This is a genomic window from Pseudoalteromonas sp. HL-AS2, assembly GCF_031198805.1.
Classification (GTDB): domain Bacteria; phylum Pseudomonadota; class Gammaproteobacteria; order Enterobacterales; family Alteromonadaceae; genus Pseudoalteromonas; species Pseudoalteromonas nigrifaciens.
The window spans coordinates 694,712-718,855 of the sequence record NZ_CP133571.1; the positions used below are offsets into that span (position 1 = coordinate 694,712).

The 24,144-nt window shown below is 39.7% G+C and carries 18 protein-coding genes and 1 tRNA gene; 14 read left to right on the forward strand and 5 right to left on the reverse strand.

Features of this window, described 5'->3' with window-relative positions; genetic code table 11:
- The first annotated feature begins 119 nt into the window (after positions 1–119).
- From RB215_RS03320 to RB215_RS03335, 4 genes are all read left to right on the forward strand, one after another.
- Positions 120–821, forward strand: a complete 702-nt coding sequence (locus RB215_RS03320) for a DUF3581 domain-containing protein (protein ID WP_011327338.1) — start codon at positions 120–122, stop codon at positions 819–821.
- A 157-nt stretch (positions 822–978) separates the two neighbouring features.
- Complete coding sequence (locus tag RB215_RS03325) at positions 979–2,226, forward strand: DEAD/DEAH box helicase (protein ID WP_041454344.1); 1,248 nt, start codon at positions 979–981, stop codon at positions 2,224–2,226.
- A gap of 452 nt (positions 2,227–2,678) precedes the next feature.
- Positions 2,679–3,578, forward strand: a complete 900-nt coding sequence (locus RB215_RS03330; protein WP_309216876.1) for a hypothetical protein — start codon at positions 2,679–2,681, stop codon at positions 3,576–3,578.
- A 235-nt stretch (positions 3,579–3,813) separates the two neighbouring features.
- Positions 3,814–4,026, forward strand: a complete 213-nt coding sequence (locus RB215_RS03335; protein WP_192531697.1) for a hypothetical protein — start codon at positions 3,814–3,816, stop codon at positions 4,024–4,026.
- A gap of 173 nt (positions 4,027–4,199) precedes the next feature.
- Here the strand turns inward: RB215_RS03335 and RB215_RS03340 are convergent, their stop codons facing one another.
- Positions 4,200–5,156: a methylenetetrahydrofolate reductase gene (locus RB215_RS03340; protein WP_011327340.1), complete on the reverse strand. Its 957-nt coding sequence runs from the start codon at positions 5,154–5,156 to the stop codon at positions 4,200–4,202.
- 271 nt (positions 5,157–5,427) lie between these two features.
- On the opposite strand from RB215_RS03340, the gene RB215_RS03345 reads away from it, so the two are divergent.
- The 4 genes from RB215_RS03345 to RB215_RS03360 all read left to right on the forward strand — a co-directional run bounded on the left by RB215_RS03345 (position 5,428) and on the right by RB215_RS03360 (position 10,992).
- The gene (locus tag RB215_RS03345; RefSeq protein WP_309216877.1) at positions 5,428–8,307 is read left to right on the forward strand and encodes an insulinase family protein; all 2,880 of its coding nucleotides are present in this window, start codon (positions 5,428–5,430) and stop codon (positions 8,305–8,307) included.
- Positions 8,308–8,445: 138 nt separating this feature from the next.
- Positions 8,446–9,369 (forward strand): sensor domain-containing diguanylate cyclase, encoded by a 924-nt coding sequence (locus RB215_RS03350; protein ID WP_089367811.1) that lies wholly within the window; start codon positions 8,446–8,448, stop codon positions 9,367–9,369.
- Between the two features lie 138 nt (positions 9,370–9,507).
- Positions 9,508–10,326 carry a serine O-acetyltransferase gene (gene cysE / locus RB215_RS03355; RefSeq protein WP_011327343.1) on the forward strand — a complete coding sequence of 273 codons (819 nt, stop codon included), beginning with the start codon at positions 9,508–9,510 and terminating at the stop codon, positions 10,324–10,326.
- A gap of 18 nt (positions 10,327–10,344) precedes the next feature.
- Complete coding sequence (locus RB215_RS03360; protein WP_309216878.1) at positions 10,345–10,992, forward strand: hypothetical protein; 648 nt, start codon at positions 10,345–10,347, stop codon at positions 10,990–10,992.
- A 7-nt stretch (positions 10,993–10,999) separates the two neighbouring features.
- On the opposite strand, the gene xseA is transcribed toward RB215_RS03360, so the two are convergent.
- Positions 11,000–12,334 carry an exodeoxyribonuclease VII large subunit gene (gene xseA / locus RB215_RS03365; RefSeq protein ID WP_309216879.1) on the reverse strand — a complete coding sequence of 445 codons (1,335 nt, stop codon included), beginning with the start codon at positions 12,332–12,334 and terminating at the stop codon, positions 11,000–11,002.
- A gap of 136 nt (positions 12,335–12,470) precedes the next feature.
- On the opposite strand from xseA, the gene guaB reads away from it, so the two are divergent.
- Both guaB and guaA read left to right on the forward strand, forming a co-directional pair.
- Positions 12,471–13,940 carry an IMP dehydrogenase gene (gene guaB, locus RB215_RS03370; protein WP_011327346.1) on the forward strand — a complete coding sequence of 490 codons (1,470 nt, stop codon included), beginning with the start codon at positions 12,471–12,473 and terminating at the stop codon, positions 13,938–13,940.
- A 106-nt stretch (positions 13,941–14,046) separates the two neighbouring features.
- A complete protein-coding gene (gene guaA, locus RB215_RS03375; protein ID WP_011327347.1) occupies positions 14,047–15,624 on the forward strand; it encodes a glutamine-hydrolyzing GMP synthase in 1,578 nt (525 codons plus the stop codon).
- Between the two features lie 85 nt (positions 15,625–15,709).
- On the opposite strand, the gene RB215_RS03380 is transcribed toward guaA, so the two are convergent.
- Together RB215_RS03380 and RB215_RS03385 are read right to left on the reverse strand one after the other, a co-directional pair.
- The gene (locus tag RB215_RS03380) at positions 15,710–17,140 is read right to left on the reverse strand and encodes an MDR family MFS transporter (protein ID WP_011327348.1); all 1,431 of its coding nucleotides are present in this window, start codon (positions 17,138–17,140) and stop codon (positions 15,710–15,712) included.
- 66 nt (positions 17,141–17,206) lie between these two features.
- Positions 17,207–17,779 carry a TetR/AcrR family transcriptional regulator gene (locus RB215_RS03385; RefSeq protein WP_011327349.1) on the reverse strand — a complete coding sequence of 191 codons (573 nt, stop codon included), beginning with the start codon at positions 17,777–17,779 and terminating at the stop codon, positions 17,207–17,209.
- Positions 17,780–18,484: 705 nt separating this feature from the next.
- On the opposite strand from RB215_RS03385, the gene RB215_RS03390 reads away from it, so the two are divergent.
- From RB215_RS03390 to rimI, 3 genes are all read left to right on the forward strand, one after another.
- Positions 18,485–18,561, forward strand: a tRNA-Trp gene (locus tag RB215_RS03390).
- 65 nt (positions 18,562–18,626) lie between these two features.
- The gene (locus RB215_RS03395; RefSeq protein WP_011327350.1) at positions 18,627–18,947 is read left to right on the forward strand and encodes a hypothetical protein; all 321 of its coding nucleotides are present in this window, start codon (positions 18,627–18,629) and stop codon (positions 18,945–18,947) included.
- On the forward strand, positions 18,934–19,401 hold the full coding sequence (gene rimI, locus RB215_RS03400; protein WP_309217153.1) for a ribosomal protein S18-alanine N-acetyltransferase: 468 nt from the start codon (positions 18,934–18,936) through the stop codon (positions 19,399–19,401). Before RB215_RS03395 ends, rimI begins: the two co-directional genes overlap by 14 nt.
- A 65-nt stretch (positions 19,402–19,466) precedes the next feature.
- Here rimI and RB215_RS03405 read toward each other — a convergent pair whose 3' ends face one another.
- Entirely contained in the window at positions 19,467–22,133 is a 2,667-nt protein-coding gene (locus tag RB215_RS03405) for an ATP-binding protein (protein WP_309216880.1), read from the reverse strand.
- A gap of 366 nt (positions 22,134–22,499) precedes the next feature.
- Between RB215_RS03405 and prfC the strand changes: the two genes are divergently transcribed.
- Complete coding sequence (gene prfC / locus RB215_RS03410) at positions 22,500–24,089, forward strand: peptide chain release factor 3 (RefSeq protein WP_011327353.1); 1,590 nt, start codon at positions 22,500–22,502, stop codon at positions 24,087–24,089.
- The last annotated feature ends 55 nt before the right edge of the window (positions 24,090–24,144 follow it).

Here is a 24,144-nt window from a genome sequence, read left to right on the forward strand (position 1 = left end):
AGTCATTATTTTTTTATTACTCTGTTTTATTTAGTAACTAATCTAACAGATTCGACCTCTCATTTTATTTTTTCTGTTAGTATAGCCAGGTTATAAGCCGTTTAAGTAGTGAACACCCTATGTTAAGTCCTTTTTATCAGCAACATGCTGATTATGTTTCGATCTCTCGTGAGCAAGGCTGTCGTTTCGCCAAGTGTATTGCTGATGATTACAACCCACTTCACGATAAAGATGCGAAGAAATTTTGTGCTCCAGGAGACTTACTTTTTTCATTAGTATTAGATCGTTACGGTATTAGTGAACGCATGGAGTTTACTTTTGCGGGTATGGTTGACGAAAATACCAAACTTAGCTTCCCTGCAGAGGCCGATGAATTTGATGTAACAAACGGCGATAAAGTAATTTTAAAGGTAAAACGCGAAGGTAAAACCAGCAAATGCCCAGCACTTACTAATAGCTTAATTAAAAATTATGTTGAGTTTTCAGGCGCGGCGTTTCCGCACGTGATTATTCCGCTCATGGGTAAGCAAGAGGTAATGATTAACCCTGCACGCCCGATGATTATTTACGAATCGATGATTATAAATCTTGATACTGTTGAAATTAGTGCACCGACACTTGAATTTGCAGAGCCTAGTTTTGAATACGCAGGTAAACGCGGCAAAATTACTTTGCGCTTTAATTTGCTAGAAAACGGTAAAAAAGTGGGTTTTGGTGAAAAGCACATGGTGGTATCGGGTATTCGCGAGTACTGCCAAGCTACGGTTGATGATTTGATTGCTTTTTACAACGAGCGCAAAGCAAATTTAAAACCAGCTTAAAAACGAGATGAATTTTAAAAGGTGCTATTTAGCGCCTTTTTTATTGGCACAAATAAAAGCAGATAAATACGATTAAATAGTTTTCTCAAGCACTCTAATTTACGGCATGAGTGAATATGAGTACAATAGCGCTCTTTGTCATTTTAAAGCTAAGCCTATGTCTGCCACTACGTTCTCATCACTTAATCTCGACCCGTTGTTATTAACTGCGATTGAGCAAAATAATTACACTCAACCTACCGCAATTCAGATTAAAACCATCCCGCCTATTTTAGCGGGCAGTGATGTAATGGGCAGTGCACAAACTGGCACAGGTAAAACCGCAGCGTTTGTACTACCACTGCTACACAAACTTTTAAACACCCCTAAAAAAGATGAGCCAGGTGTTGCTCGCGTGGTAATTTTAACGCCAACTCGCGAACTTGCTCAGCAAGTATTTGCCAGCTTTGAAAAATATGCCCAAGGCACCAATATTAAAGGGGCATTAGCGTATGGCGGCGCAAGCATAGGCCCACAAATAAAAGCCCTAAAAGATGCGCAAGTAATAGTAGCCACCCCAGGGCGCTTACTCGATCATATTGTTAAAGGCAGTGTGGTGCTTTCAAGTGTTGACTCACTGGTGTTTGATGAAGCCGATCGTATGCTTGATATGGGATTTATTGACGAAATTAAACGTATATTGCGCCATATTCCAGGCGATCGCCAAACTTTGTTATTTTCGGCGACTTTTGATGACAGCGTATTTGCGCTTAGTAAAAAACTACTTAAAAACCCAGAATTAGTTGAAGTTGATAAACGCAACTCAGCAGCAGTTGAGGTTGAGCAAGTAATTTACTCAGTAGACGAGGATCGCAAGCGCGAGCTGGTATCGCACATGATCGGCATGAAAAATTGGCGCCAAGTGCTTATTTTTACTCGCACCAAACAAATGGCCGACCAACTGGCTAAAGAAATGTGTAAAGACGGTTTAAAAACCGAGTCAATCCATGGTGATAAATCACAAGGCGCACGCGACCGCGCACTACAAAACTTTAAAGAAGGCATTACCCGTGTATTAGTTGCTACCGATGTAGCCGCACGTGGCTTAGATATTCCAACACTTAGATTTGTAATTAACTTTGAACTGCCATACATAGCCGAAGACTACGTACATCGCATTGGCCGTACAGGTCGCGCTGGTGAGCAAGGGCTTGCAATGTCGCTAGTAAGTATTGACGAGCAATGGTTACTTGAAGAAATAGAAGTACTGTTAGATACCCGCTTAACGCCACAGTGGCTAGCAGGCTACGAGCCAGATCCAAACAAAAAGCCAAAAGATAACCGCAAAAACACCAATAAATCACGAAAAGACCGCGATAAAAAACGCATTACAGGACAAAGAGAGCCAAGTAGAAGACGCAAATAACAGTTTTTTAGTCTAGCTATCAGCGGCCTGTAAGAGAAAAAGTACCACGGCGTTAAATTAAGCGCCGTAGTATGGATTGATCAGGTTGATCCAAAGAGTAAATCTCTTCAAAACGGAGTGAGACACGGCATAATCATTTAACTGTGAACTTTAGCCTTCTATAATTATCTTTAACTTTATAAAGATACCATCTATTTATTCAATTTTAGAATGAAATCCCTCATCATATTTTTAGCTGCAATATTGTTCTAAATACTTAACACGCATAAGTAATTTGAAATTATTTTACATAATGATAACATTGAATTAAGTAAGAGAACTTAAGCTTAATTATGAGTTTTTTAGTAAACGAATTAAATACACCTAAAACTTGATGTTACGAATAAGCGTATTCAAACAAAGTAGCAAACAGATAAAATTTTAATTCCAATATTATTAACATGAGGCAATAAATGAGATTTAAAAAGGTATTATATTTATTATTTTTAAGTACTTTAGCTGGTTGTAGTTCAACTTCGGATCAACCGTTAACATTATCTGCAGGCGGTCAATTACTCCTGGAAACTAAAATACAATCAAATAATGAAATCAAGAAGCTACTTGAAAAAAGTACTAAAGACTTACCAAATAATGAATATTCGAAAGAGCTTGTCGCGCAGCTTGATACTACTACAAATGTTGTTTTTGGAAGTGGGTTAGTTAGCTCTGCCGCTGTACTAGCTGAATCAGGTGCCTGGGTCTCACCTGGGAATTTCACAAATTGGGGGCAACTCGGGTTTTCTGCTATGAGCTTTTTAGTATCAAAAGATATGAAACGTCACCCTCTAACCTATACATACTTTTTCAATAAAGACCCTAAGTGTGACGATTTAAAATGTACTGAAAAAGCACTATCTAGTTTTTTCAAAGATATGTCAGATGAGTACATCAAGAGTAGTTTTAACAAGGGACATAATGGCGCTCCTATTGAGAAAGTTGAAATCAAAACGTCCAATTTCATACTAGATAGAGTTACTCTTTTTTATAATTATGATGAGCCAGAAGGTAAAAGGGATTTAGATTGGACTGTTATGTCTGTTCCTAAATTAGACGAAATTAATGAGGAGCAGTTTATTTGGGGTAATAAAGATCCTAGAAGTATGCCTGATACAATAGGTTTTCTTGATTTGCCCTATATAGAAGCATCAAATATGCTGATTAATGTTTCTAAGAGACACCCGACGATTTTAATTTACCGTGGCATCTCGCATTACTTTGCGAAAGAAGGAAAGCCTTGCTATGGAGGCTTTTTTATAAAAAATGGAAAACCTATCGTTGTAGATGAATTGAACTGTGTTAAATTTGTAGGTTAGAAAACGCTATATTTTCAATAATGTACCAATGAAAACGATAATATTGTTAGTGTAATCAGAGTTAAGGAGGAGGGGAAATAAAAGAAGCCTTCAAATGTCCCCTCCCAAAAGAAGTAGTATGGATACTTAGGTATTAACTTCATTAATTTATAGAAATATTACCCACCACAAAGCCGTTTTACAGCATAGGGAAAGCAAGTTTTTATTAATGAGCACATTTAAAAGGAATTAATTTATGAACAAAGTTACTAAAATATGGTTGCTGTATTCAGGCATAGGTTTAGTTTTATCGCTGGCAATAATAAGTTTATTAGATATTTTTACCAGTTTTAGGTTTATATCTAACGAAGGAGTTATTTTTGGTGTTATGTGCGCTGCTATGGGAGCAGCGTTAAAAAGCTATTCAGGGCAAAAGGTTAGTAACAAAAGCGGCCAGCAACAAAAGTAAACATAGTTAACATTGATAATAAAGCGCAAAATGCATTTAGCACATAACTGCTAATTCCCCCTTACCTTTAACTAAATACGTTACTTCTCAAATTTAAAATAAAAAAAGGCAAGCTATAAGGCTTGCCAAAGAGTGTAACTAATTAATCAGGTTTTGTATTAAATGCTTAGCCCTTAAGCTATTAACTTTTCAGCTAGATTTAATTCCATGGTGGCTTTTAATAAGCGGTATAAGTTAATTGATGCGTCAATTTCTTCTTTACGGTTAGTTAAGCTTTCTATATTTAAGCCCAGCGGCACGTTTAAATGCGCACAGCTTTTAAGTATTAAATCGAGATTTTCGCGGCAAATACGTACCGATTCACTCAGCGTATTGTTCGCATCAAGCATGCGCCATTTAGTGGCCTCTGGCACTGAGATCCCCAACCATTGCATAAACTCTAAGGTTTTTTCGCCGCCGCACGGAGTAAAAGTTAAAATAAGGCGCTTAGGCTCAAGCCCTTGTGCTTTACAACTACGTGCATAGCTAGTTATTAACTCTATTGTTGCTTGTGCGTCGTAAACCGCTTGCGAAATAAAGAACTTACAGCCTTGAGCGGTTTTTTCTATTAGGCGCTCGTGTTCATTACGTTTATTAGAATGACGCTCTGCAATAGTAACGCCGCCTAAAAAGAAGTCATCAGATTGCTCTGCCAGCGTTTTATACGCATCTGGTAGGCTTAGTTTTATATCGCCTATCGATGATGGGCTACCTACTAAAACAATATTTTTTAAATCGTAGTCGTTTTTAGTTTCACTTAGCCAATCTTTAAACTCGTTCGCACTGCGTTGCGCCACACTTTTATAGGTAATTACATCAAGGTGCGATAAGCCACGTAATAGGTTGCTGTATTCACGTGGATCGACAGTTTGCCTAAATGGAAACGGACGCGCTTGATTAGTACGGCTGCTTTCGTCTTGAATGTCGTAAATTATTACGCCGTCGTATTCAATTTCGTGTAGGCGACCCAATAGCTTTTCTGCAATGGTTTTTAGTTGCGCTTTATCGGTACCAATTTTTGGCGGCGTAGTACCAATAAGGTATACGCCTTGATTGCTATCTTCTATTTTCTCTTGAAGTGATAAAGCCATAATCCTCATTCCAGCTTAGTTTGTTACGATGGAATTAATATAGCAGCCATTTAGATGGCTAGATAGCTTTATTTAATGAAAGTTTTTCAATCGTAGTGAGGTTTATTCATACAAGCTCGTTACCAATTAGTAAATTTGATACAGTTGTTTACATAATAACAACGCTTTAGGCTCTTATTATTGGCGGCTTTGCGGCATAATCAGATGGTACTTTTTATTAAACTAGCTCAACGTTTAGCGATTAAAATTGATTGCTATAAAAGGAAAAACAATGAAATTTAAATTTTTAGCAACCAGTTTAGCGGTATCGCTGGCACTGTCGGGTTGCGCTATTGAACAAAATCAAACGAGCCAAGCAGTAACACAACAACAAACAAACACTACGGGCGAGGGCGTTTTTTCACAAGACTACTTACTAGAAGAGCTTGAAAATGGCTTGCGCGTTATGGTGGTTAAAACCGATTACCCTGATGTAGTCTCGTTGCAAATTCCTGTATCGGTAGGATCACGTAATGAAACGCAAGCGGGCAAAACGGGCTTTGCGCATTTTTTTGAACACATGATGTTTAAAGGCTCTGAAAAATTTCCTGAGGCTGTGTATTCAAGTATTTTAAAAAATTCTGGCGTTGATAACCGCGCTTACACCACCAACGATTACACTAACTATCATTTAAACTTTTCAAAGCAGCATCTTGATAAAGTACTTGAACTTGAAGCTGATATTTTTCAAAATTTAACCTATACCGAAGAGCAATTTAGAACCGAAGCGCAAACGGTAAAAGGCGAGTACTTAAAAAATAATGCCAGCCCAGTGCGTAAATTACTTAGCGCAGTACGCGAAGAGGCCTTTGAGCAACACACTTATAAACACACCACTATGGGCTTTTTTAAAGACATAGAAGCCATGCCTGATCAAATGGCTTATGGTAAAGAATTTTTTGCCAAATTTTATAAGCCCGAATATGTATCACTTGTAATTGTGGGTGATGTAGACCCAAAAGCCACTATGGCTATGGTTAAAAAACACTGGGGGGCGTGGAAAAAGGGTGACTATGTTGCCGACATTAAAGCAGAGCCAACACAGCAAGCGCCAAAATATAGTCATCAACAAAACCCAGGCTTACCAGGGCATTGGTTATTAGTATCGTATAAAGGCACTGCGTGGGAGCCGGCTAAAAAAGACAGAGCTGCGCTTGATTTACTCTCGCAGCTTTATTTTTCAAACAACTCAGATTTATACCAAGAGCTAGTGGTAGATAAACAAATTGCCAGCCAAATGTTTAGCTATAACCCAGAAACCAAAGATCCGGGTTTACTGCATGTATTTGTAAAAGTAGAAAAAGCAGACGATTTAGCCAAAGTACGCGATGCAATCAATCGTACCTACGCTCAAGCGCGTACTGAGTTAGTAGATAGCCAAAAACTCAGCGACTTAAAATCTAACCTTAAATACAGCTTTATAAATGGTTTAGATTCGTCGCAAGCAATTGCTGCAACCCTTGCAAGCTATATGCATTTTGAGCGTGACCCTAGGGTAATAAACCAGCTATATAAAACCTCAGATGAAATAACAGCTGAAGATATTAAAGCAATTGCTAACAAGTATTTTGTTGATAATGCACGCACTACCGTGACTATGTCGGCACTTGATAAAGCGCCAAATTTTGAGCAAGAGGTTGATTTAAACGCACTGGTTGCAAAACTGGAGCAAGCACCTCAGGCTGCTGCATTTAAAGTGCTAGATAAAACTAACAGCTCGCCATTAATCGACGTTAACTTTTTATTCAATACCGGGGCTGCTGCTGACCCGCAAGGTAAAAAAGGCCTTGGCGCATTAACTGCAGCTATGCTGGCGCAAGGTGGCTCACAATCAACAAGCTATAAAGATATTAAACAAGCACTTTATCCGCTGGCAGGTAGCTTTGGTTATCAAATAGATAAAGAAATGCTGTCGTTTCAAGGGCGTATTCATAAAGATAACGCTGCTAAGTGGTATGCATTAGTGAGCGATCAGTTACTTAATCCCGGTTTTAGAGAAGATGACTTTAAGCGCCTTAAAAAAGAGCTAATTGACGGTATTAAATCGGGCTTAAAAGCATCTAACAATGAAGAACTAGGTAAAGAAGTACTCTACAGCGCGCTTTACAAAGGCCATCCTTATGAAAGCTACAACTATGGTGATATTTCAGATTTAGAAGCACTTACGCTTGATGATGTTAAAACGTTTTATAACACAGAGCTTACGCAATCTAAGCTAACACTTGGCTTAATTGGTGCAGTACCGGAAAAACTAAAAGCCACTATGTTAGCTGATTTAGCAGGCCTGCCTAAAGGCGAGCAAAGCCGTTTAAGTATTCCTGATGCGCCTGAGCTTAAAGGCCATCATGCTACTATTGTTGAAAAGAGTGCGCAGTCGACAGCGGTATCGTTTGGTTTTCCAATTGATACAATAAGAAGTAGTGAGGATTGGACTGCACTGTGGTTAGTGCGTTCTTACTTTGGTGAGCACCGTAGTTCTAACAGCTTTTTATATGAGCGTATTCGTGAAACCCGTGGCATGAACTACGGCGATTACGCGTACATTGAATACTTTCCGCGAGGTATGTTTCAAACTAAGCCTGATGCAAACCTAGGACGCTCTGAGCAAATATTTCAAGTGTGGTTACGCCCACTTCGCTCTAATAACGATGCGCATTTTGCGACTCGTACCGCCTTGTTTGAGCTTGATAAGCTAATTAAAAATGGCATGAGTGAAGACGACTTTGAAGCCACGCGTAACTTTTTAATTAACTTTGTGCCGCAAATGGTGGCAAGCCAAAATCGCCAACTAGGTTATGCACTTGATAGTGAGTTTTACAACACCGACAGCTTTGTAAGTTACGTAACTAACAAACTTAAAACGCTAACAGTAAAGGATGTAAACCGCGTTATTAAAGATAATCTACAAACCGATAATATCCATTATGTATTTATTACCGGTGACGGCGCTGATATGCAAAAGCGTTTAGCGTCTGAGCAAACATCGCCAATGGTTTATAATACCGATAAACCAGCAGAGCTTGTTGCAGAGGATAAAGTGATTGCCGATTACAAATTAGCTATTCCGGCAAAAAATATTGCAGTAATAGCAGTAGATAAAGTATTTAAGTAAGTAATTAGTGCAACAATTAAAATTAACTTAGTAAAATACCCCGATATATTCGGGGTATTTTTTTAGTTAGTTAAAAACTGCTTTTTTGAGTTATTAATTACAGTAAATAAAGTGACATTAAATAGGTATGGAGGAGAGATGTTAGACGACAAAGTATTTTTACGATCGATATTAAATACCATACCTGATCACATTGTGGTGATTGATAAGGTTGGTGAAATTATTTATGAAAATAAAAGTTGGCAATCTTTTGGCGTACAAAATAGCAGTAATTATATAGCTATGTCACAACAGTATAATTATTTACATGAATGCAAAAAGGCGGCAGAACAAGGCGATGAGTTTGGTGTCAGTGCTTTGAAGGGAATTACTGCTGTAATAAGCCATAAACAGGCTGATTTTTATTTAGAATATCCATGTCACAGCGATGATGAACAACGTTGGTTTATGATGAGGGTGATGCCATTTAGTCATAATAACAGTGAATACTATGTTATTAACCATAACAATATAACCGAGCGAAAACAGGCCGAAAATAAAGCTAAACAGTTGGCAAGACTTGATGGGTTGACGAAAATTGCTAACCGCAGGTATTTTGATAGCGTATTAAATAGTGAGTGGAGGCGCTGCGAGCGTTTGGCTCTGCCTTTATCAATTGCGATGATAGATGTAGATAATTTTAAACTGTTAAACGATACCTATGGTCATCAACAAGGTGATGTTTGCTTACAACAAATTGCTAACTTGTTAAAGCAATATAGCAAAAGGCCGAGCGACTTATGTGCACGTTTTGGAGGCGAAGAGTTTGTATTAATTTACGGCAATACAAACTCTTTACAAGCAACGGCCAACATAGATCGGATTGTTACGCAATTAAAGGCACTAAATATCGAAAATAAGCACTCATTACCAAGTAAAATAGTTACTGTAAGTGTGGGAATAGCGACCATAATACCAAGTAATAACAGCTGCGCTGAAGATTTACTTAATGAAGCAGATAAACTGCTTTATAAAGCAAAAACAGCCGGTAAAAATAGCGTGCGAGTGACAGATTTAAGCTAATGTGGGCTTTGCTGTACTACCTTATGCTCATTACGGTTATATCTAATAACCAGATAAAATAAAGAAGGAATTAACACCTTATCGGCTAAATCCGTTAAACTTAGCAAAAGGCTCTTTTTGATCAACAAAGGCAGTAATATGCGACATGAAATTTGGCAACAGCTTCGCAGCGAAGCAAATGAAGTAGTAAAACGCGAACCTCTTTTAGCGAGCCATGTTTATTCGTGTATTTTGAACCATGAATGTTTAGGGGCGGCGCTGAGTTTTATTGTTGCTAATAAATTGGCAGATGCGGTGGTGTCGGCATTTACTATTCGTGAGCTATTTGATCAGTCGTTTGTAAGGTGTGAGCGTATGCTAACGCACGTTGCTCACGATATTAAAGCGGTAAAAGATCGTGACCCTGCAGCCGAAACTTACCTTACGGTAATATTAAATTTAAAAGGTTTCCATGCTATTCAGGCGCATCGTTTAGCTAATTGTTTGTGGACGCAAAACCGTAAAGAGTTGGCGCGTTTTATTCAAAGCCGTAGCTCAGAAGTATTTGGCGTTGATATTCATCCTGCTTGTAAAGTGGGTAAAGGAATAATGTTTGACCATGCAACCGGTATTGTTATTGGTGAAACGGCGGTAATTGAAGATAACGTATCAATACTGCAGTCGGTTACTTTAGGTGGCACGGGCAATGAGCAAGGCGATCGTCACCCTAAAATTAGAGCCGGGGTACTTATTGGTGCTGGGGCTAAAATATTAGGCAATATTGAAGTGGGCGCGGGCGCGCGTATTGGCGCAGGCTCTGTTGTGCTAAGTAATGTACCGCCACACACTACAGCGGTAGGTGTACCGGCAAAAATTATTGGTCGCCCAGATTGCGAATGCCCTGCAAAAAGTATGAACCAAAACTTTTTAGCTAAACCTGAGCCTGAAAATGAATCGCATACTAGCTCTATGCTTTAAAGTAATGAGCAATTTAAAATGCTAAACAAAAGTAACTTACTTGGCCTGTGCTGTTTTATTTTAGGCGTAGGATTAACCAGTGGTTACTTTTTGTTTTTACATTCTATGCCTATTCAAGCGCAACAAAGCCAGCCGTTTCCTTATAAAAGTATTGTTATAAAGCAAGCTAACGATGAGTCACTCAATAGTACTGACGAGCATGTTAACCCTGCCGATGGTAACTCCCAGGCTGAGAGTATTGCACCATATACGCATAAAATTGCCACGCTTACCAATGAGCTTGAGCTTAAAACCAAACAACTTAAACGCGTTGAACAAGCGTTAAAATTAGCGCAACTAGATCAGCTTGATTTTGCTAAGCAGTTAGAAGAGAAGTTTATAGCTGAGGATGAAAATAGCCAGTGGAGCTACGAAGTAGAAACCGCGCTAACTGATTTTTTAATTACCAGCGATTTAAGTAATACCGCGCAACTAACTAGTTTAGAGTGCAAACAAACACTTTGTAAGTTTAGCCTAGTTGCCGATAAAACTAATCAACAAGAGCATGTGCAGTGGCGCGAGCTGAACGATAAGTTAGCGCTAATGCCATGGTGGCAGCAATTTAAGCTCACTTCGTCAAATTCAACCGATGAACAGATAGATTTTATAGTGAGTACTAAAGAGTAAGACGCTGCTAACTTAGTACTTGCGAGTGTAGCGTGCCGTCAACTAGTTCAGTAATTAAAGTATCTCCGACTTTTACATCCGCTACCGATTTAACCACCTTTTGCTTATCTGTTTTTGTAATACTATAGCCTCGCGCTAATACATTAAGTGGACTTACCGAATCTAGGCGACTTGCCTGCAGTGCTAAGCTGTTATTAGCTTGCTGTAATTGCTGCTGTATTGCTTGGTTAAGCCGAGTTTGTAATTGTGCGAGTTGGTGACTTGCTTGAGTGAGCTTTTTGTCGGGTGATTGGCGCATTAATCTAGGCGTTAAATTATTAAGGGTGCGCTCTTGTTGATATAAACTATTACGCATAGCTTGTTGTAGTGCAATGGTTAGTTCATCCAAGCGCTGCGCTTTTTGATTTAACTGGTTACGCGGATGGCATAAATTTAACCTGTGCTGTAGTTGTAATGCTTGAGCGCGCTTTTCGCTCATATCGTGTTTAAACGCATTAGCAAGACGGTTAACTAGCTGAGTTACTTTATTATGTAACTCTTGCGTATTAGGGCTTACCAGCTCGGCCGCCGCAGAAGGCGTAGCTGCACGTACGTCGGCTACATAGTCGCTAATAGTGGTGTCGATTTCGTGGCCTACCGCGCTCACAATAGGCAGTTGGCTATTAAATATAGCGCGTGCAAGTTGCTCATGGTTAAAACACCATAAATCTTCTAAAGAGCCGCCACCACGCCCTAAAATAAGCACGTCTACTTCGCTGCGAATATTAGCCAACTCTATTTGTTTAATTAACTGCAGATGTGCGTCTTTACCTTGCACCATAGCAGGGTAAATAATAACTTCTAACTGCGGTGCGCGGCGTTTTAGTACGGTTAAAATATCTTTTATGGCCGCGCCAGTTGCAGAGGTTATTACCCCGATACGGTTAATGTTTTGCGGTAGAGGTTTTTTATAAACCGAGCTAAATAGCCCCTCAGCGGCTAAGCGCATTTTTAGGGCGTCAAACTCTTGCTTAAGTTGTCCTTCGCCAGCAGGTTCCATATGCTCAACAATAAGTTGATAGTCGCCGCGTGGTTCATAAAGTGAAACGCGCGCTTTTACCGTTACCTGCGCACCGTTAATGGGTCGGTAACTTTGGTTACGATTATTGCCGCGCCACATGGCTGCTTTTATTTGTGCTTTATCGTCTTTTAACGAAAAATACCAATGCCCAGACGCCGGAGTAATAAAGTTCGAAATTTCGCCAGTTAGTACCAGCGAGGCAAAGCCTTGCTCGAGTAGGGCGCGTATTTCTCTATTAAGGCGTGACACGGTGTAAATCGTTTGCAAAGGCTTCGAAAACATAAAAAACTACCAAAAACTATTTATAACCCTAGTTTATCATAAATATTTACAAAATATGATTTACTAGTGCCAGCAACGCTGTTAAAATTTGGCCGCAATTCCTTATCTTAGATCCACCATGTGAGAAGTTGCCAAAATGCTTAGAATCGCTAAAGAAGCTCTTACCTTTGATGACGTACTTTTAGTACCTGGTCATTCTACTGTTTTGCCACATACGGCAAATATTTCAACTCGCTTAACGCGTGGAATCAAACTTAACTTGCCGCTTGTTTCAGCATCTATGGATACTGTTACCGAAGCTCGTTTAGCTATTGCCCTTGCGCAAGAAGGTGGTCTTGGTTTTATTCATAAAAACATGACTATTGCAGAACAAGCGAAAAACGTTCGTAAAGTTAAAACCTATGAAGCGGGTATTGTTACTTATCCTATTACAGTAACTGCCGACTTAACCATTGCAGATGCACTTGAGCTGTCGCAAGAAAAAGGTTTTTCGGGCTTTCCAGTAACCGATAGCGATAACAATCTTGTTGGTATTGTAACAGGGCGTGATATGCGCTTTGAAACTAAGCTTGAACAGCCTGTTTCTACTGTTATGACTAAAAAAGACAAGCTAGTTACTGTAAACGAAGGTGCTGCGCGCGAAGAGATTTTAGGCTTAATGCACGAACACCGCATTGAAAAAATTCTTGTGGTTGATGATGCGTTTAAACTAAAGGGCATGATCACCGTAAAAGATTACCAAAAAGCACAAGAAAAACCAGATGCCTGTAAAGACGACCAAGGTCGTTTGCGTGTAGGTGCTGCTGTGAGTGTTGGCGCAGGTACTGATGAGCGTATTGCTGCATTAGTAGAAGCAGGTATTGACGTATTACTTATCGATACTTCGCACGGCCATTCTCAAGGTGTTATTGACCGCGTTGCGAAAACCCGCAAAGAATACCCAGACTTACAAATTATTGCTGGTAACGTAGCAACAGCAGAAGGCGCTGTTGCGCTTGCAGACGCTGGAGCCGATGCGGTTAAAGTAGGAATAGGCCCAGGTTCTATTTGTACTACGCGTATTGTTACGGGTTGTGGTGTGCCACAAATTACGGCTATTTCAGATGCTGTTGATGGCTTAAAAGGCCGCGATATTCCGGTAATTGCCGATGGCGGTATTCGTTTTTCTGGCGATATTGTAAAAGCACTTGTTGCTGGTGCATCGTGTGTAATGGTGGGCTCTTTGCTTGCTGGTACTGAAGAAGCACCTGGCGAAGTAGAGCTTTACCAAGGCCGTTACTACAAATCATACCGTGGTATGGGCTCGTTAGGCGCGATGGATCAAAAAGAAGGTTCATCAGATCGTTACTTCCAAAAATCAAACGAAGCCGACAAGTTAGTACCAGAAGGTATTGAAGGTCGCGTAGCGTACAAAGGTCCTATTGCAACTATTATCCATCAGCAAGTGGGCGGCCTGCGCAGCGCAATGGGCTTAACCGGTTGTGCCACTATTGAAGAGCTAAACACCAAACCACAGTTTGTACGTGTTACTTCAGCTGGTATGGGTGAGTCGCATGTACATGACGTGCAAATCACTAAAGAAGCACCTAACTACCGTTTAGGCTAATCAGCCGTAATTACATCAATTTATGGGCTAGTTTTACTAGCCCTTTTTAAATAGCTACTCACTATATCAGTAGCATTATTTAGCATCTGACTTTACGAGATACTCCATGAGCAAAGACATTCACGATTCACGAATTCTCATTTTAGACTTTGGTTCACAATACACTCAATTAATTGCCCGTCGTGTGCGCGAAATTGGTGTTTACTGTGAACTGTGGGCATGGGATGTGACCGAAGAGCAAATTCGCGAGTTCAACCCACAAGGTATTATTCTCTCTGGTGGCCCAGAGTCGACAACACTTGAAAACAGCCCACGCGCTCCTGAATATGTATTTAATGCTGGTGTGCCAGTACTAGGTATTTGCTACGGCATGCAAACTATGGCAGCTCAGCTTGGCGGCAGTGTACACAGCTCTGATAAAAAAGAGTTTGGTTACGCCCAAGTAGAAAAAGTGGGTAATTGTGCGTTGTTTGATGCGATAGAAGATCATATCACCGACGGCGGCAATGGCGTACTAGATGTATGGATGAGCCATGGCGATAAAGTAATGGATATTCCACAAAGCTTTAAAACCACAGCTAAAACATCTACGTGTCCGCATGCGGCAATGTCGAACGAAGAAAAACGCTTTTACGGCGTACAGTTTCATCCAGAAGTAACGCACACACATCAAGGGCAGCGTTTATTAGAGCGTTTTGCTATTGATATTTGTGGTTGTGAAAAATTATGGACTGCAGCAAAAATTATCGATAATGCCATTGAGCGCATTAAAGAAACAGTTGGCGATGACGAAGTTATTTTAGGTCTTTCGGGCGGTGTTGATTCATCGGTTGTGGCTATGCTTATTCACCGTGCAATTGGCGAAAAGCTAACTTGTGTATTTGTTGATAACGGCCTACTTCGTTTAAACGAAGGCCAGCAAGTTATGGACATGTTTGGTAATAAGTTTGGCCTAAACATTGTTAAAGTTGAAGCCGAAGAGCAATTTTTAAATGACCTTGCTGGTAAGTCAGACCCAGAAGATAAGCGTAAAGCCATTGGCCACACGTTTATTAATGTATTTGATGAGCAAGCTAAAAAGCTTAAAAATGCAAAATGGTTAGCGCAAGGTACAATTTACCCAGACGTAATTGAATCTGCGGCATCTGCCACCGGTAAAGCACACGTAATTAAATCGCACCACAATGTGGGCGGATTACCAGCAGACATGAAAATGGGCCTAGTTGAGCCGCTACGTGAGTTATTTAAAGATGAAGTACGTAAAATTGGCCTAGAGCTAGGTTTACCGTACGACATGCTTTACCGTCATCCTTTCCCTGGACCAGGTTTAGGTGTGCGTGTACTTGGCGAAATTAAAAAAGAATACTGTGATTTACTGCGTCGCGCCGATGCTATTTTCATCGAAGAGCTTCACAAAGCAGAGCTTTACCATAAAGTAAGCCAAGCGTTCACTGTGTTTTTACCGGTTAAATCGGTAGGGGTTATGGGTGATGCGCGTAAATACGATTGGGTTGTATCACTGCGCTGCGTGGAAACTATCGACTTTATGACCGCGCGCTGGTCACATTTACCATATGAATTTTTAGGTGTGGTTTCAAACCGTATCATTAATGAAATTGATGGTATTTCGCGTGTTGTTTACGATATTTCGGGTAAACCACCTGCAACTATTGAGTGGGAATAATCGCGCGTTAGCTACTAGCTAGTATTAGCAGTATATAAAAATAAAAGCCCATGATTTCATGGGCTTTTTTGTTGCTAATATTACTTTAAGTATTTTTAGATGACTTTATAAAGAACGACATAATTAACCCGCTAATCGCAAGTACAATTCCCAAAATAAACGCTGTTTGTACACCCGCTGTTAATGAGCTACTTACTGCAGAGGGCGCTGATGGATCAGCCACGTTTTCCAAAAAACTATTTTGAGAAGCCGACATGATTGTAATCGCCAAGGCGGTGCCAATTGAGCCAGATACTTGCAGTAAAGTGTTTATTAAAGCGGTCCCGTCAGCATATAGTTCTCTGGGGAGCTCATTTAAACCATTTGTTTGCGCAGGCATCATAATTAATGTTACGCCAATCATGAGAGATGAATGCAAAAAGATAACCATTGCAATAGAGGTTTCTGTGGTTACATTCGACAGATTCCATAGCGTAATAATCATAATAATAAAGCCAGGTGTAAGTAGCCACTTAGAGCCAAACTTATCAAATATACGCCCCGCGATCGGAGACAAAGCACCATTTATTATTCCACCTGGCATAAGCACAAGGCCAGCAGTAAGCGCAGTTAATCCAAGGCCAATTTGTAAATATAAAGGCAAAAGAATCATGGTTGATAAAATAATCATGAATGTGGCAGATACACTCAATAAACCTAAAGTATACTTTGGATATTTTAAAGTACGTAAATCTAACATTGGTTTATCGAGTTTAAACTGTCTTAACGAAAATATAATAAGAGAGATTAGCGCAATTATAATGGTACTAATTACCAGTAAGTTCCCCCATCCTTTTTCACCCGCAATACTAAAGCCATATACAATGCCACCAAACCCGACAGTCGATAACAAAATTGACAGCACATCTATTTTAGGCTTACTCAAAACAGAAACGTTCTGCACATAAGCCAGCCCGTATACTAATGAAAAAACAAGAAACGGAATGAGTAACCAAAGAATCCAATTCCAGCTCAACAGCTCAATAATCAGCCCCGAAGTAGCTGGTCCAACAGCCGGTGCTGTCATCATAACAAGGCCAATCAATCCCATAATAGTGCCTCTTTTATGAACAGGGAAAATGATGAGGGCTGTATGGAACATTAAGGGAATTAATAAGCCGGTTCCGATTGCCTGAATAATACGACCTAATAGCAAAACACTAAAAGAGGGGGCTATACCGGAAACTATCGCTCCAATAATCGAAAAAAGTAACGAAGCAACGAATAATTGCCGTGTACTAAACCATTGTATTAATAGTGCAGAAACGGGAATAAGGATCCCCATAGTCAGTAAGTAACCTGTTGTTATCCACTGCACGGTAGAGGAAACAACATCTAATTCACTCATTAAATTGCCAAGTGCCATATTTAAAGCTGTTTCGCTAAATAAGCCAATGAATCCGGCAATTAAAAAGGATATTAGAATAGGGACTGGTCTTATAACTGTTTTATCTTGTTCATATGCAATTGTAGACATTAAAACTCTCTTCGCTGATTAACTAAATTGACCTGTGTTGATTGATACTTTATTTACTTTTTAAATTTACTTTTTAATAAGCAATGAGGGAATTTGCTCTGCTATTGTTTCAAGCGGCTTGCCCGTTTTCATTGTTAAAGCTAAGAGAATACCGCCCTCAGTTAGCGCATGAAAAACAGTAGCTAAACTTGTGGACTGTTGCTCTGTGTAGCCTGCTTCAAGAAACTTTTCAGTATAAATAGATTGCCAACTTTTAAAGGTCGCTTCACACGCCAAGCGAATAGGTTCACTAGTGGAATGTTTTTCTCCAGCAATAGTGCCAATTGGAGAGCCAAGAGGGGTTCCGCCTTGTCCAAACACTCTGGATAATTCATAAACATAAGCTTGAAAAGCATCTATTGGATTGGATACACCCGCAAAGTTTTTTTGAATATCTTCCATAACAAGTCTTTTAGTATTGTTAATTGCAGCAGTCGCCAACTGCTCTTTGCCTTTTGGAAAGTAGTAATACAAGGAGCCCTTAGGTACGCCACTTTCTTCAATTATGTCATTTAGGCCCACTCCGCAATATCCGCGCACTCTAAATAAGCGTGATGCCGTCTCAATTAGAACGTCTTTCGGCTTTACTTTTTCACTCATAACTAAAACACCTCAAATTATAACGACTGGTCTATTATTCCAATGGTAAGGAGGAATCGACTCTGTGTCAATGCTATCGGCTTTACATTTTATTTTGTGTAACCGGTAATATTATCACCAGCATGGCTCTAAAAATGCGCCAAAAGGCGATAGCCAAAGGGGGGCGGAATAGTAGTACGCTTCGTTGGTATCAATATGGTTTGAAGGTGATAATTTAGCTACAAGAGCGAGTTTAAAGGGAATACCGAAGATTTAAGAGCATGCTAAAATTAGTAAGGCAGGGAGCTTGAGTTATTCAAATTGTAAAAACTATTTAAAAAGTATCTAAAAGCTGCCTAGAAACCATCAGCAAACCATCAGCAAATTATCAGCAAGCTATCAGCAAATTATCAGCAAGCTACCAGTAAGTTATTAGTAAACTATCTAAATTAGTGCCTAGTTTTATTGAACCACAACAAATAGTAGTATCAGCACAGTGAGATAAAGTAAGCGACAGCACTTTATTGCTATTATATTTTTATTCACAAAACGTAAAAATAATTAATTTAGTGCTCGGCTATTAATATTTGCCTGAGTCTAAGTAATTAAAAAATGAAGAATTAGCCTGCTAATTCGTCGTTTTGTTTATTTAAAAGGCAATCAAACCAAAAAGATGATTTTTTTCTTTACCTTTGGCCAAAGGTCTCTATAATTCGTCGGTATTGCAGGGGCGTAGTTCCAATTGGTAGAACAGCGGTCTCCAAAACCGACGGTTGGGAGTTCGAATCTCTCCGCCCCTGCCATTTCTTCTTTACATCGAATTTATTACTTCTTATATTACCTTACTTACTAATTTCATCGAGTCGTTATGCATTCACGTTACGCAGCTGTTTTTGGTATAGAAAACCTCGAATTAAATCAGCATTATCAAACGGTTAATAACCAGCCAATAAATAATAAAGCAACTGACACTAAAGCAGACAGCGTCGCGCCTGAGCCTATTTCGCTCACAAGCCAGTTATTTGCAGATATAAAGCGTGCCATAGCCCCCATTACCATCAATAGTGTAATACAAGGCACGGCACTGCAATTACATGGCGATCAGTTAGTTTTAACAAATTCACAGCTCAGTACTGCCGATAAACGTGCTTTATGGGCTTTAATGAGTGACCATCTTGATAAACTTTAAATCAGTAGACGCAACCGCTATACCGAAATTAATGGCTATAGAAGCCGCATGCCACAGCCACCCGTGGACGTTAAATACCATGAGCTCATGTATTGGTGGGCGCTATTTTAATTTAGCAGCGTTTAACGGCGATACCATGGTAGGTTTTTATATTGGCGAAAAGGCCGGGCCCGACTTTACCTTGATGGATATTTGCGTTGCCCCAAGCGAGCAAGGAAAAGGCATTGCAAAACAGCTACTGAACCAGTTTATTGAATATGGTGAGCAGCAAAATGCTGAAAATTTATTTTTAGAAGTACGCGAATCAAATACCCCCGCAATAAAGCTCTACGAAAATGCAGGCTTTATAGAAATGTCAGTGCGTAAAAACTATTACCCAAGCGACAATCCTGCTAAAAACGGATTTGAAGACGCTATTTTAATGGGCATGGCACTGGGCTTAAACTTTCAATAATATTTTGTAGTGAAGAGTTTGCAGTGATAACTGTATAAAGAATATTGTTGCAGTAAGCCGATAACTTATACCGGCTTACTTTGCTCACTAATAACCTGCTCAATAGCGTTAATTAAGTTAGCTGTTAATTCGTTTAACGCGGCTTTGCTATCGCTTTTTAAATGATCTTCTAAACGCGCAGCACAGTGATAAATATCATCAAAGTTAAAACACCCAGCACTGCCTTTTATATTATGTGCTAATGCGCGTAATGCGACTAAGTTACCCGAAAATTGTAAGCTTTTTATTTCAGCTAAATAAGTTGGCAGGTTAGCGACGTAATTTGCATTTATTTGTTGGAATTTTTCACTTTTGAGTATGACGTCCCATTTATTTTGATTGTCTTTTTCAAGGTGTAGGTAACTTACTAATACGCTTTCTAGGGCGTCTTTATCTATAGGTTTCGCCAGAGCCTTGTCGCATCCTGCAGCAATATATGTGTCTACGTCATGGTTCATTACATTCGCAGTGAGTGCGATTATAGGGCCGTCGTATGCTGCATGGCGTAATATTTTAGTCGCTTCTAGGCCACCCATTACTGGCATTTGCATATCCATAATAATTAACTGATAGTCGTTTACTAGCGCCATTTCTACTGCTTCAGCGCCATTGTTTGCTATGTCGGGCTCTAATCCCCAAGTTTGCAGCAGCAGCTTTATTAATAATTGATTATCGGGGTTATCTTCGGCCACTAAAATATGTGCATCAAAATTATTACTAGCGAAGGAAAGCAGCGGATCTTTTTCTGGAATGAGTTGATTGGATTGCTCTAAAAACAGGTTATCGGCTAATGGCGTTTGTAAATTACAGGCTATGGTTATAGTAAAGCAGCTACCTACATCTAATTCACTTTTAACGGTTATATCACCGCCAAGACGTTGTGCTAAATTTTTTGAAATACATAGCCCAAGCCCGGTGCCGCCAAAGCGACGGGTTGTGGTAGCGTCTGCTTGCTCAAAAGGAGTAAATAAGCGCTTAATTTGACTTTCAACCATACCAATTCCGCTATCTTGTATTACAAACATCAGCTCTTGGCTTGGTAGGTAATGAACCGTTATAGATACATGGCCTTGCTCGGTAAACTTAACTGCATTGCTGGCAATGTTGATCAGTATTTGTTTTAAGCGGGTTTCGTCGCTGTTTATAGTGTGTGGTAACGGGAGTTGATAATTAATACTAAGCTTTAGCTTTTTTTGTTGTGCCAGCGGTTCAATAATTGACTCAATGTCGTGCATTAAGCGCACTACATTTAGTGGGGCTTGCTCTACAGCAATTTTTTCGGCTTCAATTTTAGACAAATCTAAAATGTTATTTATTAACTCTAGTAAATGCTTAGAGTTGCGTAAAATGGTGCTTAAATGCTGTTTGTTGTTGGTGATTTTATCGTTATGTAAAAGCTGTTCGGTAAAGCCCATTATTGCCGTGAGTGGGGTACGAATTTCGTGGCTCATATTAGCCAAAAAGCGACTTTTAAGTTGATTTGCTTGCTCTGCTTGGCCAATCGCAAGCTCTAACTGGCTGTTCATGGTTTCTAGCGCTTTGGTGCGGCTTTCTACTTTGTCTTCGAGGTGATGTTTATATTCTTCTAACTGCTCTTGATAATGCCTAATTTGATTAACCATGTGATTAAAGTCGTTAAACAATATGCCTACTTCATCATCGGTGTGCGCGGGCAGTGAAACACCTAAATCGCCATCACCTACACGGTGGCTAGCTGCACCTAATAGCTCAATAGGATTAAGTAATAAATTACGCACTACAATAAAAATAAGTATTGGCAGCGTAATAACCGAAATAATAACAATTAAGCCGGTAATTAAGCTAATAGCCTTACCCGACTGATACAAAACGGCTTTAGGAATAGTCGATACATAATAACCACCGCTCATTTGCACCGCAAAAATCATCCGCTCTATTTTATCTATACTCGAAAGCTCTATGGTTGATAAAGAGCCAATGTCGGCTAAGTTATGTACTTGGTTGAGCTCAAATTCGCTAATATATTGGCCACGAATATTATAATCGGAACTAAATAAAATTTTCCCCTCATTACTAACGAGTAAGTTGAGAGTGTTGTTGTAAGGGGCTTCTAAAATACTGGTGTTAAGAATAGAAGGATCAATATGCAGTACTATAAAACCAAGCTGTTGTGGGCGCTTAAGATAGTAGTCAATGCTATAAATACGCTGAATAAAATACAAGCTGGTGGTGCCATCTGCTTTTTGCATCATAAACTGCTGTTGGCTTAAATTACTTTGCTGTACTTTGTCAAAAAAAGGATACGATTTTGGCGCTATACTTAAATTACTTGAGTAGTAGGCATCGCTTTTGCCATTTACCGACATTAAGTTAATGCTAATAATATCGGGATAGGCCTCGCTATAACTGGCAAACACATCCATTAACGCACCTAGGCGATAGGTGTAGCCACCATCAGCATGTAAATCGTTAGCTAAAAAATCGTTCAATACGGGTGAGGTGGATAATAGCTTGGCAGTGGATTGAAATGAGTCAATATAGTTAAATACTTTTTGTTGTTGTTGTTCAACAAACCGGCTCATAATTAAATCAGCTTGTTTTTGTGTTGAGTTGGTTACATTAGTTAGCGTAAAACCACCTAAAAATAACAGCGGAAGTATAACTAACGGCGTTATATACCATAATAACCTAATGCTTAACTTACTGGTTTTCATTACCAAACAACACATCCTCCATGTAATGTTAGTAATAATATGTTTTACAGCTATATTACTCAAGCTTAGCGTTTGTTTATTGTGCTGGTAATATTTATAACTAAGCACAATTTAGGACAATAATTGAGTAAATACGCGCTCTGGGAGAGTTAATAAAAAAAGAATCAGTTAATAACTAAGCATTGATTGTTTATAGAGTGAAGATCAGCGAAAATAGTCTTCAATTACGATTAACATAACGGATCGCGTGTGAGGAGCCAAATTGGGTTCTTCCTAGGGTGTGTTGAGCTTTCGGGGTTGAGCAATATTAGCTCTGAAACGTCAGCATACATAAATGTCCGTATTCAAACTAAAAGAACTTTTTTAATGGCAGAGCAAAATCTCCTCAGTGAAATTAATAAACGACGTACCTTCGCGATTATTTCGCATCCAGATGCGGGTAAAACCACCATCACCGAAAAAGTACTCTTATTCGGACAAGCTATCCAAAAAGCCGGTACAGTAAAAGGCCGTGGCTCTAACCAGCATGCTAAATCTGACTGGATGGACATGGAAAAAGAGCGTGGTATTTCTGTTACTACCTCAGTAATGCAGTTTCCGTATAAAAACGCCTTGGTTAACCTGCTCGACACACCTGGACACGAAGACTTCTCAGAAGATACGTACCGTACGCTAACAGCAGTCGATTCGTGCTTAATGGTTATTGATGCGGCCAAAGGTGTAGAAGACCGTACGCGTAAATTAATGGAAGTAACACGCCTGCGTACTACGCCAATTGTTACTTTTATGAATAAATGTGACCGTGATATACGCGACCCAATGGAGCTGCTTGACGAAGTTGAAACCGAGCTTAAAATAGCGTGTGCGCCTATTACTTGGCCAATTGGTAGTGGTAAAGGCTTTAAAGGTGTTTATCATATTCATAACGATGAAGCGGTTTTATATAAAACTGGCCAAGGTCATAAAATTCAAGACGTGCGCACCATTAAAGGGATAGATAACCCAGAACTGGTTGATGCTATTGGTGACGATCTCGCCGCGCAATTACGCGATGAGCTAGAGCTGGTTATTGGCGCATCCAATGAATTTGATTTAGAGCTGTTTTTAGCCGGCGAACTATCGCCAGTTTATTTTGGTACAGCACTAGGTAACTTTGGTGTTGATCATGTACTTGACGGCTTAACTAAATGGGCGCCAACGCCATTGCCACGTGAAACAGAAGACCGCCAAGTAGTTGCCACTGAAGAGAACTTTACTGGCTTTGTATTTAAAATTCAGGCCAATATGGACCCGAAACACCGCGACCGAATTGCCTTTATGCGCATAGTGTCGGGTAAATACAGCCAAGGCATGAAAATGAATCATGTGCGAATTGGCAAACAAGTAAGTATTTCTGATGCGGTTACGTTTATGGCTGGCGATCGTGAGCGCGCAGGTGATGCATTCGCTGGCGACATTATTGGTTTACATAACCACGGTACGATTCAAATAGGTGATACTTTTACCCAAGGTGAAAAGCTTAAGTTTAGTGGTATTCCTAACTTTGCACCGGAATTATTCCGCCGTATTCGTTTACGTGATCCGCTTAAGCAAAAGCAGTTATTAAAAGGCTTAGTACAACTTTCAGAAGAGGGTGCTGTACAGGTATTTAGACCGCTAATAAACAACGATTTAATTGTAGGCGCAGTAGGTGTACTTCAGTTTGATGTGGTTGTAGCGCGCTTAAAAGCAGAATATAACGTAGATGCAATTTACGAAGGGGTTAACGTAAATACAGCCCGCTGGGTAAGTAGCGACGACGTTAAAAAGTTTGAAGACTTTAAGCGTAAATGTGAAAGCAACCTAGCCTTAGATGGCGGCGATAATTTAACTTACATAGCGCCAAGCCGTGTAAACCTTAATTTATCAGTAGAGCGCTATCCAGAAGTCACCTTTAGCCATACACGCGAAAACTAAAGCCAGCTTAGTAAAATTTTAAAAGCCTGCTTTGGCGGGCTTATTAAGGTAAAAA

Excerpts from the sequence above, each read along its gene's own strand:
- RB215_RS03385 (WP_011327349.1), bottom strand. The coding sequence starts at position 17,779 with ATGAGTGAAAAAGTAAAGCCGAAAGACGTTCTAATTGAGACGGCATCA.
- RB215_RS03380 (WP_011327348.1), bottom strand. The coding sequence starts at position 17,140 with ATGTCTACAATTGCATATGAACAAGATAAAACAGTTATAAGACCAGTC.
- cysE (WP_011327343.1), top strand. The coding sequence starts at position 9,508 with ATGCGACATGAAATTTGGCAACAGCTTCGCAGCGAAGCAAATGAAGTA.
- xseA (WP_309216879.1), bottom strand. The coding sequence starts at position 12,334 with ATGTTTTCGAAGCCTTTGCAAACGATTTACACCGTGTCACGCCTTAAT.
- RB215_RS03405 (WP_309216880.1), bottom strand. The coding sequence starts at position 22,133 with ATGAAAACCAGTAAGTTAAGCATTAGGTTATTATGGTATATAACGCCG.
- RB215_RS03350 (WP_089367811.1), top strand. The coding sequence starts at position 8,446 with ATGTTAGACGACAAAGTATTTTTACGATCGATATTAAATACCATACCT.
- guaA (WP_011327347.1), top strand. The coding sequence starts at position 14,047 with ATGAGCAAAGACATTCACGATTCACGAATTCTCATTTTAGACTTTGGT.
- RB215_RS03395 (WP_011327350.1), top strand. The coding sequence starts at position 18,627 with ATGCATTCACGTTACGCAGCTGTTTTTGGTATAGAAAACCTCGAATTA.
- RB215_RS03345 (WP_309216877.1), top strand. The coding sequence starts at position 5,428 with ATGAAATTTAAATTTTTAGCAACCAGTTTAGCGGTATCGCTGGCACTG.
- RB215_RS03335 (WP_192531697.1), top strand. The coding sequence starts at position 3,814 with ATGAACAAAGTTACTAAAATATGGTTGCTGTATTCAGGCATAGGTTTA.
- RB215_RS03360 (WP_309216878.1), top strand. The coding sequence starts at position 10,345 with ATGCTAAACAAAAGTAACTTACTTGGCCTGTGCTGTTTTATTTTAGGC.
- RB215_RS03330 (WP_309216876.1), top strand. The coding sequence starts at position 2,679 with ATGAGATTTAAAAAGGTATTATATTTATTATTTTTAAGTACTTTAGCT.
- RB215_RS03340 (WP_011327340.1), bottom strand. The coding sequence starts at position 5,156 with ATGGCTTTATCACTTCAAGAGAAAATAGAAGATAGCAATCAAGGCGTA.
- RB215_RS03325 (WP_041454344.1), top strand. The coding sequence starts at position 979 with ATGTCTGCCACTACGTTCTCATCACTTAATCTCGACCCGTTGTTATTA.
- RB215_RS03320 (WP_011327338.1), top strand. The coding sequence starts at position 120 with ATGTTAAGTCCTTTTTATCAGCAACATGCTGATTATGTTTCGATCTCT.
- guaB (WP_011327346.1), top strand. The coding sequence starts at position 12,471 with ATGCTTAGAATCGCTAAAGAAGCTCTTACCTTTGATGACGTACTTTTA.
- prfC (WP_011327353.1), top strand. The coding sequence starts at position 22,500 with ATGGCAGAGCAAAATCTCCTCAGTGAAATTAATAAACGACGTACCTTC.